Origin of the sequence: Burkholderia sp. Ax-1719, from assembly GCF_011753055.1 — a bacterium.
GTDB lineage: Bacteria > Pseudomonadota > Gammaproteobacteria > Burkholderiales > Burkholderiaceae > Paraburkholderia.
This window is the reverse complement of sequence record NZ_VWWJ01000004.1, coordinates 182,664-195,793: the sequence shown is the minus strand read 5'-3', so window position 1 is coordinate 195,793 and position 13,130 is coordinate 182,664. Positions and strand designations below refer to the sequence as shown.

Annotated in this window: 14 protein-coding genes; 7 read left to right on the top strand and 7 right to left on the bottom strand. The window is 62.2% G+C overall.

From position 1 onward, the window contains the following. Positions 1 to 5 precede the first annotated feature (5 nt). Positions 6 to 893 carry a LysR family transcriptional regulator gene (locus F3J17_RS10405; protein WP_167057089.1) on the bottom strand — a complete coding sequence of 296 codons (888 nt, stop codon included), beginning with the start codon at positions 891 to 893 and terminating at the stop codon, positions 6 to 8. A gap of 166 nt (positions 894 to 1,059) precedes the next feature. On the opposite strand from F3J17_RS10405, the gene F3J17_RS10400 reads away from it, so the two are divergent. The 3 genes from F3J17_RS10400 (at position 1,060) to F3J17_RS10390 (ending at position 3,207) form a co-directional block, all read left to right on the top strand. Then, positions 1,060 to 1,806, top strand: a complete 747-nt coding sequence (locus F3J17_RS10400; RefSeq protein ID WP_167057086.1) for an SDR family oxidoreductase — start codon at positions 1,060 to 1,062, stop codon at positions 1,804 to 1,806. A 115-nt stretch (positions 1,807 to 1,921) separates the two neighbouring features. Then, positions 1,922 to 2,671 carry a glucose 1-dehydrogenase gene (locus F3J17_RS10395; RefSeq protein ID WP_167057083.1) on the top strand — a complete coding sequence of 250 codons (750 nt, stop codon included), beginning with the start codon at positions 1,922 to 1,924 and terminating at the stop codon, positions 2,669 to 2,671. Positions 2,672 to 2,712: 41 nt separating this feature from the next. Further along, the gene (locus F3J17_RS10390) at positions 2,713 to 3,207 is read left to right on the top strand and encodes a DUF3237 domain-containing protein (RefSeq protein WP_167057080.1); all 495 of its coding nucleotides are present in this window, start codon (positions 2,713 to 2,715) and stop codon (positions 3,205 to 3,207) included. Between the two features lie 28 nt (positions 3,208 to 3,235). Here the strand turns inward: F3J17_RS10390 and F3J17_RS10385 are convergent, their stop codons facing one another. The 4 genes from F3J17_RS10385 to F3J17_RS10370 form a co-directional block, all read right to left on the bottom strand. Further along, positions 3,236 to 4,588 carry an epoxide hydrolase gene (locus tag F3J17_RS10385; RefSeq protein WP_167057077.1) on the bottom strand — a complete coding sequence of 451 codons (1,353 nt, stop codon included), beginning with the start codon at positions 4,586 to 4,588 and terminating at the stop codon, positions 3,236 to 3,238. Between the two features lie 92 nt (positions 4,589 to 4,680). Continuing rightward, positions 4,681 to 5,721, bottom strand: a complete 1,041-nt coding sequence (locus F3J17_RS10380; RefSeq protein ID WP_205194723.1) for an alpha/beta hydrolase — start codon at positions 5,719 to 5,721, stop codon at positions 4,681 to 4,683. A 43-nt stretch (positions 5,722 to 5,764) separates the two neighbouring features. After that, complete coding sequence (locus F3J17_RS10375; RefSeq protein WP_167057072.1) at positions 5,765 to 6,766, bottom strand: carbon-nitrogen hydrolase family protein; 1,002 nt, start codon at positions 6,764 to 6,766, stop codon at positions 5,765 to 5,767. Between the two features lie 171 nt (positions 6,767 to 6,937). Next, the gene (locus tag F3J17_RS10370) at positions 6,938 to 7,993 is read right to left on the bottom strand and encodes a helix-turn-helix domain-containing protein (protein ID WP_167057069.1); all 1,056 of its coding nucleotides are present in this window, start codon (positions 7,991 to 7,993) and stop codon (positions 6,938 to 6,940) included. 121 nt (positions 7,994 to 8,114) lie between these two features. Here F3J17_RS10370 and F3J17_RS10365 point away from each other — a divergent pair, with 121 nt between their 5' ends. The 3 genes from F3J17_RS10365 to dinB all read left to right on the top strand — a co-directional run bounded on the left by F3J17_RS10365 (position 8,115) and on the right by dinB (position 10,369). Beyond that, positions 8,115 to 8,636, top strand: a complete 522-nt coding sequence (locus F3J17_RS10365) for a tautomerase family protein (RefSeq protein ID WP_167057066.1) — start codon at positions 8,115 to 8,117, stop codon at positions 8,634 to 8,636. 14 nt (positions 8,637 to 8,650) lie between these two features. Then, entirely contained in the window at positions 8,651 to 9,064 is a 414-nt protein-coding gene (locus F3J17_RS10360) for a hypothetical protein (protein ID WP_240160894.1), read from the top strand. A 144-nt stretch (positions 9,065 to 9,208) separates the two neighbouring features. Then, the gene (dinB, locus tag F3J17_RS10355; protein WP_167057063.1) at positions 9,209 to 10,369 is read left to right on the top strand and encodes a DNA polymerase IV; all 1,161 of its coding nucleotides are present in this window, start codon (positions 9,209 to 9,211) and stop codon (positions 10,367 to 10,369) included. 34 nt (positions 10,370 to 10,403) lie between these two features. Here dinB and F3J17_RS10350 read toward each other — a convergent pair whose 3' ends face one another. Together F3J17_RS10350 and F3J17_RS10345 are read right to left on the bottom strand one after the other, a co-directional pair. Next, a complete protein-coding gene (locus F3J17_RS10350; RefSeq protein WP_167057060.1) occupies positions 10,404 to 11,531 on the bottom strand; it encodes an aminotransferase class V-fold PLP-dependent enzyme in 1,128 nt (375 codons plus the stop codon). A 169-nt stretch (positions 11,532 to 11,700) separates the two neighbouring features. Next, entirely contained in the window at positions 11,701 to 12,129 is a 429-nt protein-coding gene (locus tag F3J17_RS10345) for a hypothetical protein (protein WP_167057057.1), read from the bottom strand. Between the two features lie 112 nt (positions 12,130 to 12,241). On the opposite strand from F3J17_RS10345, the gene F3J17_RS10340 reads away from it, so the two are divergent. Continuing rightward, positions 12,242 to 13,105, top strand: coding sequence for a pentapeptide repeat-containing protein (locus F3J17_RS10340; RefSeq protein ID WP_345891163.1), 864 nt, complete (start codon positions 12,242 to 12,244; stop codon positions 13,103 to 13,105). Positions 13,106 to 13,130 lie beyond the last annotated feature (25 nt).

Here is a 13,130-nt window from a genome sequence, read left to right as displayed (position 1 = left end):
CCGCCCTATGTCGACGGGACCACAAGCTGGCCGATCCGCGAAAGAAATAGCTGCAAGGTAGCCGAGTTATTCGCGCGGTTGTATCCCACCACCAGATCGATCGCAGGCGCCTCGCCCCTGAGCGGCCGGCTCACGACGGAGCCCGGCAGCAGGTTGTTTGCATACTCCGGCATCAGCGCGAGGCCACGCGTGGACGCCACCAGCGACATGGCCATCGCAAGGTTGTCCACACCATGCACGGTGCTCACCTCAATTTCGTGCGCGCGCAGATAGCCCGCGATCACCTCATGCAGCACGCGCGCCTTGTTCGAGGCCATGACGAACGGCTCGCCTGCAATGTCCTGCGGGTCGATAGCGCGTTGTTCAGCAAGCCGGTGATCGGCCGGCATCAGCACGACGAGCCGTTCGCGGTCCACCACGCGATATTCGAGGTCGAAACCCGGCTCGGCGCGCAGGAAGCCTAGATCGAGCTTGCCGCGTGCGAGCGCATCGGCGACATCCGGCGAGTAGTAGCTCGACACCGTCACGTCGATGCTGGGCAATTCGTCGCGCAACACGCACATCGCGCGCGGCAACCAGGTCATCTCCTCGCCCGTCAGGAAACCCAGCGCGAACATCTTGCGTTCGGGCAGCGCCGCGCGCCGCGCGGCTTCTGCGGCGGCGTCCACCTGCGCGAGCGCCAGCCGCGCATGATCGAGAAACGCCTTGCCGGCCGAGGTCAACGCCACGCCGCGCGCACTGCGGCTAAAGAGTTCGACGCCGACCTGTTCTTCCAGATCGCGGATCTGCCGGCTCAGCGACGGCTGCGAAGTAAACAGCCGCTGCTCCGCCGCCACCGTCAGGCTGCCGGTTTCCGCCACCGCCACGAAATATCGCAGATGCCGTAGTTCCATCGATCGCTCCCGCCATCCTTTCAGCCCATGCCTCGCAGGCATGCCGGCAAGCCTACAAAGTCTTTTTCCGCCGCGCAAGCGCACTCTAGAGTACGTCACATGGCAGCCAGCACCCGCAAGCCATCGCTCACGGGTATGGCCTTATCGATTGATCAGGAGAATCGTCATGTCACAGCTTTCCGGCAAAACCGCCCTCGTCACCGGCGCTTCGCGCGGCATTGGACGCGCCAGTGCGCTCTCACTCGCGCAGCGTGGCGCGCATGTGCTGGTGCACTACAACCACGGCGCGGCAGCCGCCGATGAAGTCGTCGATGCGATCCGCGCCGCCGGTGGCCGCGCCGACAAGGTGCAGGCCGACATGGCCGCCGCCGACGGGCCGCATACGCTCGCCGAGCGCGTACGGGACATCGTGGGCGAACGGCTCGACGTACTGGTCGCCAACGCGGGTATCGCGAAGGAGCTGAGCATCCAGGACACCACGGTGGCCGACTTCGACGAGCTTTTCGCGGTCAACGTTCGCGCGCCCTATTTCCTCGTGCAGCAATTGCTTCCCGTGCTGGGCGCGGGCAGCAGCGTCGTGTTGCTCTCCTCGCTGGCCGCGCATGCTTCCGTGGGACAGTTGAGCGCCTACGCCGCCACCAAAGGCGCAATCGATACGCTTGTGCTGCATTTCGCTGCGGCGCTGGGCGAGCGCGGCATCCGCGTGAATGCCGTGGCGCCGGGCGTCGTCGCGACCGACATGTCGGCGTTTGCGCGCACCGACGCGGGACGCGACTTCACGCTCGGCCTGCAGGCGCTGAAACGCGTGGCTGGCGCCGAGGATATTGCCGATGCAGTCGCCTTCCTCGCCTCCGACGACGCCCGCTGGATCACTGGCGACACGCTGCGCGTGGACGGCGGATCAAAACTCTGAGGATCCCGAACTCAACCCATTCGCGCGCGTGAGACTGGACCGATTGCCGACTGTTTGAGCGCTTATGGTCTAACGTATCTGCACGCGTTCGCCCAATATTCACCGGAGTGACATCGTGAGTCATCAACCTGTCGTTTTAATTACGGGGGCGCTGACCGGCATTGGCCGTGCCATTGCCCTCGCCTACGCACACGAAAAAGCGCGCGTCGTGATCTCTGGCCGACGCGACGAAGCCGGTCGCGCTTTGGCGGACGAATTGCGCGAACTCGGCGCGCAGGCCGAGTTCGTGCACGCCGACGTCAGCAAGGAGGAGGATGTGCGCACGCTGGTCGAGCGCACGATCGACCGCTTTGGCCGCCTCGACATCGCTGTCAATGCCGCGGGCACGGAAGGCGAAGGCGGCCCGGTCACCGAAGTGACGCCCGAACGCTACGCCGCCGTGTTCGACGCGAACGTCCTTGGCACGCTGCTCGCGATGAAGCACGAACTGCGCGTGATGACGGCGCAAGGCAGCGGCAGCATCGTCAATATTTCATCGACGATGGGCACGCGCGGCGCGCCCAACGCCTCGCTTTACGTGGCATCCAAACACGCCGTGGAAGGTCTCACCCGATCCGCCGCGCTCGAAGCCGCGCCGTTCGGCGTGCGGGTGAATGCGGTCGCACCGGGGCCGATTCAGACCGCCATGCTGGACCGCTTCATGCCCGACCCCGGGCGCAAAGCGGCCTCGCTCGCGGGCGTGCCGCTCAAGCGCGCGGGTACGCCCGAGGAAATCGCCGATGCGGTCCGCTTCGTCGGCTCCGATCAGGCGAGTTTCATGACGGGGGAAGTCCTGCGCGTGAACGGCGGCCGCACGGCCGCATGAATGCTGCTGCATACGTGCCAATACCCACCCAGGGAGCTTCCATGTCCGCACCGCGCTTCGATGCATTACCGCCTGCTCTCAAAGAACTGCAGTTTCGCCCGCTGTTCGTCATGCGGCTGGACGTCAAGCCTATCGAAGTCGTCGGCCAGACAGCGGGGGCGCTGCGCCGGGTCGGCATCGTGCCTTCGGGTTCGTTTGCTGGCGAGCGCCTGAATGGCGTCGTGCTCGACGGCGGCAGCGACTGGCAGACCGTGCGCAGCGACGGCAGCACGACGCTCGATGTCCGCCTGCTTTTGCGCACCGACGACGGCACCCGGCTGCTGATGTCCTATCGCGGCGTGCGCCACGGCGAGGCCGGCATTCTCCAGCGCCTCGACCGCGGCGAGCCCGTCGATTCCGCCAGCTACTACTTTCGCATCAACCCCGTGTTCGAAGCGCCTTCGGGTGCGTACGAATGGCTTAACCGGGTGATCGCAATTGGCACGGGCCATCGTTTCCCGGATGGCCCGGTCTATAGCATTTTCGAAGTGCTGTAGCGTGCTATACGCCGCTACAGGCTGACGCTCAGGTACGCAACGACCTCAGGCCCGCACGCACGTCATTGGCCAGAATCGTCGGCACCTCCCATGCCGGGAAATGGCCGCCCGTTTCGGGCTTGTTGAAGAAAATCAGGTTGTGATAGGCCTTTTCCGTCCAGCTCTTCGGCGCCTGATAGTTCTCGCCCGGAAATGCGCTGATTGCGGCAGGCACGTTGACGTCCGCTGCGAGGAAGAAGTTCGCGTGCGATTCCCAGTAGAAGCGCGCTGCCGACACACCCGTATTGGTCAGCCAATAGAGCGTGATGTCGTCGAGCACGTCGTCTCGCGTTAGCGCGCCCGACGAATGCCCGTTCACCGGATGACCAAGCACGGCCGCGCTCAACGCCGCGGCGGGCTGACCATAACCGTCGCCGTGATCGAGCATCCACGAAGCCAGCGCGATGGGCGAATCGGCCAGCCCATACAAGGTCTGCGGACGCGTACCCATTTCGAAAGCGTAGCCGCGCTTCCTCTTGAAGTTGGCGCTCAGTTGTTCATACGCGTGCTTCTCCTCATCCGATAGACCCGCCGGCATCGGATCGCCCGCCGTCAGCGACTTCAGGATATCGGGCGGCACGCTGGCCGGAAAATTAACGTGAATGCCGATCAATTCCGGCGGCGCCTGCTTCGCCATGATGTTCGTGATGATGCCGCCCAGATCGCCGCCTTGCGAAGCGAAGCGCTGATAGCCCAGACGCTTCATCAACGTCACCCACGCGCGCGCCGTGCGCTCCGGCCCCCAGCCCGTCGTCGTCGGGCGCGCGGAGAAGCCATAGCCCGGCAATGACGGAATCACGAGATCGAATGCATCCGACGCCGACGCACCATACGCGGTGGGATTCACGAGCGGATCGATAATCTTGAACTGCTCGACGACCGAGCCGGGCCAGCCGTGCGTCACGATCAAGGGCATGGCGTTTTCGTGCTTCGAACGCACATGGATGAAGTGAATATCGAGCCCGTCGATTTCGGTCACGAATTGCGGATACGCATTGAGCCGAGCTTCACACTTGCGCCAGTCGTAACCGGTTGCCCAGTATTGCGCGAGGCCCTGAATCATCGCGAGCTGAATGCCCTGCGATTCGTCGGGCACCGTCTCGCGGTCCGGCCAGCGCGTGGCCTTGATACGACGCCGCATATCGACGAGCTGCGACTCCTGCACATGAACGCGGAATGGGCGTATCGCGGTCTTGTCGCCATTCGCGGCTTCAGTGATCTGGCCGACGGCTGATGTCGTATCGGCGAAAGCGAAGCGGCTCAGCGACCCGGCCGCGAGCGCGGCAGCCGCCATACCGACAAAGTTACGGCGCGATGAGGATTGAGGTATTTCGTTGGACATGGTGTGGAACTCCATTTATTTACCCGCACATACACTTAGTTAAGCTGAATGTTTGGTGTGAATACAGTCACTAGCACAACAACACTGGATCGTTACTCGTGTTCGCCCTGGAGAAAGCCGAGCATCGTCTGCGTGACGCGCTCGGGCTGTTCCTCCTGAATGAAATGCCCGCTGTTCTCGATGTCGACCGCGCTCAGATTGGCGGCCTTCTGGCCCACTACTTTCTTCATCCAGTTGAATGCCGGGCCGCCCATCACGAGAACCGGCATTTGCAACTGGCCGTAACTGCGGTTATCGATCACGTCCTGCGGGAAGGCCTGATACCACGCGTTGCCTGCGCGAATCGCATCCGCACGGTTATAGGCATGCTCATAGACGGCGCGGTCGCGTGCGTCCACCGCATCCTCGTTCACAAGAAAGTAGTGGAAGAGCCAGTCCTCTTCGATGCGGAATCGACCCGCCAGCAACTGCTCCGGCAGCCCATGAACCTGGTTGAAGGCGAACCACCACAAGTTGGGTCGCGCCGATCCCAGCCGGTCGCCGTATGAGGCTTGCGCGGGCAGAAGCGGCAAGGTCTGCAGGCTGTCGTCCGGGTGCGGAAACTCCATCATCACGAGCTTGTCGGTGGCGTCCGGGTAGTTCTGCGCATACGCAAACGCCACCGCCGAGCCGATATCGTGTCCAGCAATCGCCGCCTTGTCGTAGCCGAGCGATTGCACCAGTGCATGGATATCGGCCGCCATCGTTTTCTTGTCGTAGCCGTCGGCGGGTTTCGACGATGTGCCCATGCCGCGCAGATCCACCACGATCACGGTGTAGTGCTCAGCAAGCGCCGGCATGATCTTATGGAACGTCCACCACGTTTCGGGCCAGCCGGGCAGCAGCACGAGCGGCTCTCCCTTGCCTCCCGTCACGTAGTGCAGGCGCACGCCGTTGACGGTCGCATAGCCATTCCTGAAACCGGGCAGCGACTTCACCAGCGCGGCGTCCGAGACGTCGATGCTCGCGCCCGCATGCGGGCGCGCGTGCGCCGCATCAGGCGTTTGCGTTGCCTGCGCATAGCCGGACGCGACAGCCGCCGTGAGCCCCGCGAGCAGGATGCCGGCCACGCGGGTCTTGAACGATGTTTTCACAACCATTCCTCCATCGATAGAAGGTCAATCGAAGTTCGGAGGCTTACGCTGACGGGGCTGCGTGCGTGGACTGCTCATCCGCGCCCTGCGCACTCACGCTCACCGGATGCGAAGCGCGTTCATGCACATGAGCGGTGGGCGTGCGGTCGATCATCAGGCTGAGCAGTTCAGGGCGGTTATAGTGACCGGCCGAATCCATCAGCATCTTGCGGCGGTCGATCTGCGTGAAGTCGAGATCGACGATCACCTCGCCTTCACCCGAACGAAGCGGTTCGGCCATCAACATGCCGTCGGGCGAAACGATGGTGGTGAAGCAGCCACCCGAGATCGGGCCGATACCGCAGCCGGTATCCTTCATGATTTGCGCCTGCTGATCCGCATCCAGCCATGCCGTTGCGTTGACAACAAATGCGCCGGATTCCAGCGCGTGCTGGCGAATATTGATTTCCATGCGTTGCGCAAAGCCTTCTCCGAATGCAGAACCCGGATACATGGCCGAGTGGATCTGCTCGCCATCGGCGATCATCGCGTAACGTGCGAGCGGATTGTTGTGCTCGAAGCACGCGAGCTGGCCGATTCGCCCCACGGCGCTATCGACGGCGCGCAGGCCCGAGCCGTCGCCCTGCCCCCAGATCATGCGTTCGAAATGCGTGGGAGTGATCTTGCGGCGGCGCTGGATCAACGTACCGTCTGCGTCGAATAGCAACTGCGTGTTGTACAGCGTGCCGCCATCGCGCTCGTTCACGCCGATCGACACCACCATGCCGGCCTTGCGCGCGGCTTCACCGATGGCGTCGGTGGCCGCGGACGGCACCGTCACGGCCTGTTCTAGCAGGCGCAGATGTTCGATGCCCGAGAGCAGTTCGATACCGGTCTGGACCGCCGAAAAATACGGGTAATACGGTACGACGGTTTCCGGGAACGTGGCGAACTGCACGCCCTTCTGGCCGAGTTCGTGGATCTTCTGCACGACCTTGGCGACCGTGCCTTCACGGCTGTAGAGAACGGGACTGATCTGGACTGCGGCGGCTTTGACGACTTTCATGACAGACTCCTTCAGGGAATAACGACGAGGCGTTGGGCGACGGACGCATTTGAGCGCACGGACGTATCTCTATCGTTTCCGGAATTCATCTGTGCGTATGCACATGTATCGTCGTCTGTCACAGATACAGTGGGATACAAAAAGGGCGTTGGGAGACGCGCGCGCTTGTTATCAATCGTCGGCGATAGCGCGACTGAGCGCGGAGCCCTCTGATTCGGTTGCGGCGGAAGCTCGTGCGAAACGCGTTCGATATTCACCAGGCGACATGCCCGTTTTGCGCCGGAATAACTGCCGGAACGTGCTGATATCGTTATAGCCCACCCGCTGGCTCACCGCTTCAAGTGCAATCGGCCGGCTTTCCAGCAAGCGTTTTGCGACCTCGATGCGCAGGTTCTGCAAATAAGCCAACGGCGCAAGGCCCACCGCCTCCTTGAAACGCCGATTGAGCGTGCGTTCGCTAACCGCCAGCGACGCCGCCAGTTCGCCGAGCTGAAAGCCCTGCTGCAAGCTGTCTTCCATCTGCTTCTGGGCGCGCGCCACCAGCGTATCCGTATGCCCATGTTCGTCGAGCAGCGTGGCATACGAAGCCTGCGAAGTGCGATTCATGTCGATCAGTAGCGACTTTGCGGTCTTTGTCGCCAGCGCTTCGCCCGCGAAGGTTTCGACCAGTTGCACCGCAAGATTGAGATACGACGTGACGGAGCCGCCGGAGATGATGCCTTCCTGCGCGATCAGCAGCTCGCGCGAACGCAGTTCCACGCGCGGGTAACGCCGGGCGAAATCAGCGGCTCTGGCCCAGTGCGTGGTGGCGGCGCGGCTGTCCAGCAAGCCCGCCTCGGCCAGCAGATAGTTCGCCGTACAGTAAGCCGCCAGCACGGCCCCGGCCTTGCGCAGACGCCGCAGCGCCGACGACAGCGCGTTCAGTTGTTCACGTTGACCAATGAACTCGTCGATATTGGAAAAGAATGGCGCGGTGAGCAGCACTGCATCCGTGCGCTTGCGCGGATCGATCTTGCCGTCGACGTTGATGGTCTGCCCCGATGCCGCTGTAACCGGCTGGCCATCGAGCGATTCCACGCGCCAGGACAAAGGCGGCGCTGATAGCGAACCACTCTGCGCTGCCGCCGCGCGCGCACGAAAATGATTGGCCGCATTAAATACGTCAACCGGTCCCGCAACGCCCGAAGCAAGTATCCCGTCGTACACCCAGATGCGGATGATAGCCATCGTTTCCACCCCTGCTTTTTCGTCTGAAATTCCTCTAACAATGGCGATACTGCCACTTCCAGCAGGGCGAGTAAATCCCGATCATGGCCGGACCCAATCACCCGAATGCAGGAGAAACACCATGCCGATGATCGACGCACTGTGGCCCGAAAACGCTTTGTCTCCCGAGGCGGAAGCGCGCCTCGTCAAGGAACTGACCGACATCCTGATCGCCGCCGAAGGCTATGATCCCGCCAATCCCGTCGCGCAACGCGTGACCGTTTTTCATCTGCATCGCCCTGCCGCGATCTTTGTCGGCGGCCAGCGCGCGGAGGTGATGCGCTACCGGATCATTCCATCCGCACCGGAAGGCCAATACACCGACGAAACCCGCCGCGCGCTGGTCCGAAACGTCACGGAAGCAGTAGCACGCGCGGAAAACAAGCCCTTCGATGAAGTCGCGCCACGCGTCTGGGTTTTCCCAACCGAAATCCCGGACGGCACGTGGGGCACGCGCGGCGCCATCTGGACCCTGCCCGATATTCACGCGCTGCTGGCCGGCGAAGCCGAACGCGATGCGGGCGCCGCGCGACTTGCACGCCGACGCCGCGAGAAAGCGCGAATCACGCTGGAAGCCGCGCTCGCTTCCATCAACGAGTCGTAACGGGAGGCGCTGCCATGAAATTCAACGATACCGCGCCCATGCTCGCGCCCACGCCGGGCGCACCGCTCTGGCTGGCGAAACTGGCGGACAACGCGACGCTGGAAGCCACCGTGCTCAAACGTCCGATCGAAGGCAAAGCCGATATTCTCGCGGTGATCCAACACGCGATTTCGCTTTATGAATTCCAGCAGCACAGCTACAAAGGCGTGGTGAGCCCTGGTCTGTATCTGGAGTCCTATCGCTCGCAGATTCAGGGCGTGCCGATCGAAACCGTGGTGGTGGCGCATCTGAACGAACAGGGCGAGGCGGATTCCGTGGTTATCAATCATCGTCCGCTTGACGCCATGCTGCTGTTTTCGAAGCTGATGGGAGAACGAGTCGACGAACGCTTTCGCGACCGTTATTTGACGGCAACCGAGGCGCGTTGAAATAGCGCTTAAATCGTGCCAAAACGGCGGGCTCCCACGGGAGCCGCCACCTTCGCGCACCTTGCGTAATCCTCACGCTGTCAGTAAGATACTGTATAAATATACAGCACCTTGCTTCGTCATGACTTCAGGCAGACAGCCGACGTGAGCACCCCACCGTCTCGTCGCATCGCGCATGTCGACATGGACGCTTTCTACGCTTCCGTAGAACTGCTCCGCTACCCTGAACTGCGCGGCCAGCCCGTCGTGATCGGCGGGGGCCGCAATGCCGCGCCGGAACTGCTGGCCGACGGCACGCGCCGCTTCGCCAGGCTGCGCGACTACGCCGGGCGCGGCGTCGTGACGACATCCACCTACGAAGCGCGAGCGTTCGGCGTGTTCTCCGCGATGGGCATGATGAAAGCCGCCCAACTCGCGCCAGATGCCATTCTTTTACCGACCGACTTCGATTCGTACCGGCGCTATTCGCGCCTCTTCAAAGACGCGGTACACACTTTCACCGATCAGATCGAAGATCGCGGCATCGACGAAATCTACGTCGATCTCACTCACGTCGAAGGCGAATCGCAGGAGCTTGGCCAACGCATCAAGAATGCGGTGCGCGAAGCAACCGGCCTGACCTGCTCGATAGCGATTGCGCCCAACAAACTGCTTGCCAAGATCGGTTCCGAACTGGACAAGCCAGACGGGCTCACAATTCTTTCAATGGCCGATCTGGAGTCGCGAATCTGGCCGCTGGCCGCGAAAAAGGTCAATGGCATTGGGCCGCGTGCGAGCGACCGGCTGGCGAGCATCGGCATCGGCACCATCGGCGATCTGGCTGCGGCAGACCTCGGGCTGTTGCAGGAGCATTTCGGGCGCACTTACGCGGCGTGGCTGGCCAGCGTCGCGCGCGGGCTCGATGAGCGTGAGGTGGTGGTGTCGTCGGAACCCAAATCGATGAGCCGCGAAACCACCTTCGAGCGCGATATGCACGTCACCCGCGACCGCGCGACGCTCACGCCGGCGCTCACGCGGCTATGCGAACGCGTCACCGAAGACCTTCAGCGCAAGGGTTATCGTGGCCGCACGGTGGGCCTGAAAATCAAGTTTGCGGACTTCAAGATCGTTACGCGCGATCTTTCGCTACCGGAGCCGGTCGCGGATGCGGCGTCTATCCGGCGCGCGGTGGGAGAGTGTCTGAAGCGGGTTGCGCTGGATCGGCGTATTCGCCTTATCGGCGTGCGCATCGGTTCTCTCGAACCGGCAACGGGCGAGACGCCCGCGAAAGTGCCGACGCAGTGCGAGTTGCCGTTCGACGGCTAACCCGCACGCGCCAGGATACCGCGACCTGATCGATTCAATCGAAACTGTTCAGGGCCTTGGCGAATCGCGCGACTGCGCCTTCAACGTCGTGCAGTTTGTCCAGCCCGAAAAGCCCAATGCGGAAGGTCTTGAAGTCCGCCGGTTCATCGCATTGCAAGGGAACGCCTGCCGCGATCTGCAAACCTGCGTCAGCGAACTTCTTGCCGGAGCGGATGCCGTCGTCGTCGGTATAGCTGACCACCACACCAGGCGCCTGATAACCGTCCGCGGCCACGCTTCTGAAGCCCTTTTCGGTGAGCAGCGCACGAATGCGCTTGCCAAGTTCGAGTTGCTCCGCTCGCACCTTTTCGAAGCCGTAGGCTTCGGTTTCCTTCATCACGTCGCGCAGCGTTGCGAGGCTGTCCGTGGGCATCGTGGCGTGATAGGCAAAGCCGCCGCCCTCGTAGGCTTCCATGATCTGCAGCCATTTGCGCAGATCGCAGGCGAAACTGGTGCTCGTGGTCGAATCGATTCGTTCGCGCGCGAGCGGGCTGAACATCACGAGCCCGCAGCACGGCGAAGCACTCCAGCCCTTCTGCGGCGCGCTGATCAGGATATCGACGCCAGTGGCTTCCATATCCACCCAGATCGCGCCGGAGGCGATGCAATCGAGTACGAACATGCCGCCAACCGCGTGCACGGCATCGGCCACCGCGCGCAGATACGCGTCGGGCAGCAGCATGCCGGATGCGGTTTCGACGTGCGGCGCAAACACCAGATCCGGCTTGTTTTCCTTGATGGCCGCGACCACTTCGTCGATGGGCGGCGGTGCATAGGCGGCCTGCCTGCCCGCTTCGACGGGACGCGCCTTCAGCACGATCGATTCGGACGGGATGCTGCCCATTTCGAAGATCTGCGTCCAGCGGAAGCTGAACCAGCCATTGCGGATGACCAGACACTTCTTGTTGGTCGCAAACTGCCGCGCTACCGCTTCCATGCCGAAGGTCCCGCTGCCCGGCACAATGGCGACGGCCTTTGCGTTATAGACTTTCTTCAGTGAAGCGGACAGGTCGCGCATGACGCCCTGAAAGAGCTGCGACATATGATTGATCGAGCGGTCGGTGTAGACCACTGAATATTCGAGGAGCCCCTCGCGATCGACATTGGGAAGTAAACCTGGCACGCTCGCCTCCGATATGGGATGAACATTGTGGGCCGCCGTATCGCGCGTATCGATACGGCGTCAACCCTGCAGATATGCTTTCTGTTTTGCGCCGACGAAAACCGATTCTATCGAAAGCCGGCGAGACCGTGGCAATGATGCGATGCAGCAGAATTCGCCGCTACCTGCATCACTTGCGGGCGGGCGGTTGAGGATTATTGGCCGGGTTCGTGTCGTAGCGGCTGACGCTTTCGATGCCCACTGCGCCCTCCTCGGCGAGCGCAGAGAGCCGCACCTGCAGCCAGTCGGCGCTGTCCTTGTCGTAGACTTCGTGACCATCGACATACACCGTGAACGAGTTCAGATATCTGGCCTTTTTCTCCGGATTTTCGATCGTCTCTTTGGTCCACTGATAGAGTGGATAGTGCTCACGGTCTGCGTGTTCCGCCTCGGCCACATAATCGGCGAATGCATCGTACTGGCACTTCAGCGTCGCGTTGCCTTCGCGCAGGACAGCGCCGATGACATCGCGCTGCGTGCTTGCCGCGCTCGAACGAAGTGCTTCCGCCAGTTCGGGCGTGACCGTAATCCGGATCTGGAATTGCCAGTTTTCTGCCATCTCTTTCTCCTGAGCCAACCCGCAGCATAGCCTTTTGCGGCGGCATTGGAATGACTTCCGCTCTTGTCGCCCGCGAGTCGATAACGATAAAATCCTCTCCGCCGAAAATAGAGTGGCAGGTTGGTATCTCCTGCGCCCAATTGCAAGTGATCTTGCTGGGTTCTTATTACGCCGCGGCGTCAACCTTACTTTGACCAAGTTGAGGGGACGCGCTGTGGATATGACGCCGCGCACCCCTCGCCATGAGGAGTCTGTACCGATGCGCAGCAACACCACAGAACCGGCCGCCGTAGAAGGAAAGCTGTTCACCGAACTGACCTTCGAGCGCGACAGCCTCGCCCGCCTGCTTCGCGAATGCGGCGACGCGCCGACCTTCGAGCAATGCGATTTCAGCGGCGAAGACCTCTCCAGGCTCGACTTCCGGGGCGCGCGATTCACGCGCTGCAGCTTCGCGCAAACCCTCCTCGAACATTGCGATCTATCGAGAACCCGCTGGCTGGCGTGCAAAGGCGCGGGAGCCCGCTTGCGCTATACGAATGCGAGCGACGCGCGCTTTTGCCAGAGCGATCTGAACAATACCGACTGGACCGGCGCGAAACTCGCATCGGCGACTTTTACTGGCGTGAAACTCACGGGCGCGCGTTTTGTCGACACCCGCACGCTCGGGCTGATCTTTCACGATTCGCTGCTGGTCGGAGCCGATCTGAGGGGACTTTCGTTTCGCAAACAGACGCTCGAAGGATTGAATTTCTCCGATGCCGATCTGTCCGACTGTGACTTCCGCGATGCGGTTTTCGAAGGCGGCAGCCTGCGAAATGCCCTGCTGCGCAACAGCCGTTTTGATGGCGCGGATCTACGCTCGGTAGACCTAAGCGGTTTGCGCCTGACCGACGTGCTGCAGCATCTCAAAGGCACGATACTGTCCGTCGATCAGGCGGTCGCGCTGGTTGGCGACTGTGGCGTTCGGGTGATGTGATCCGGCAGGTTCAGCGCTGCATTGC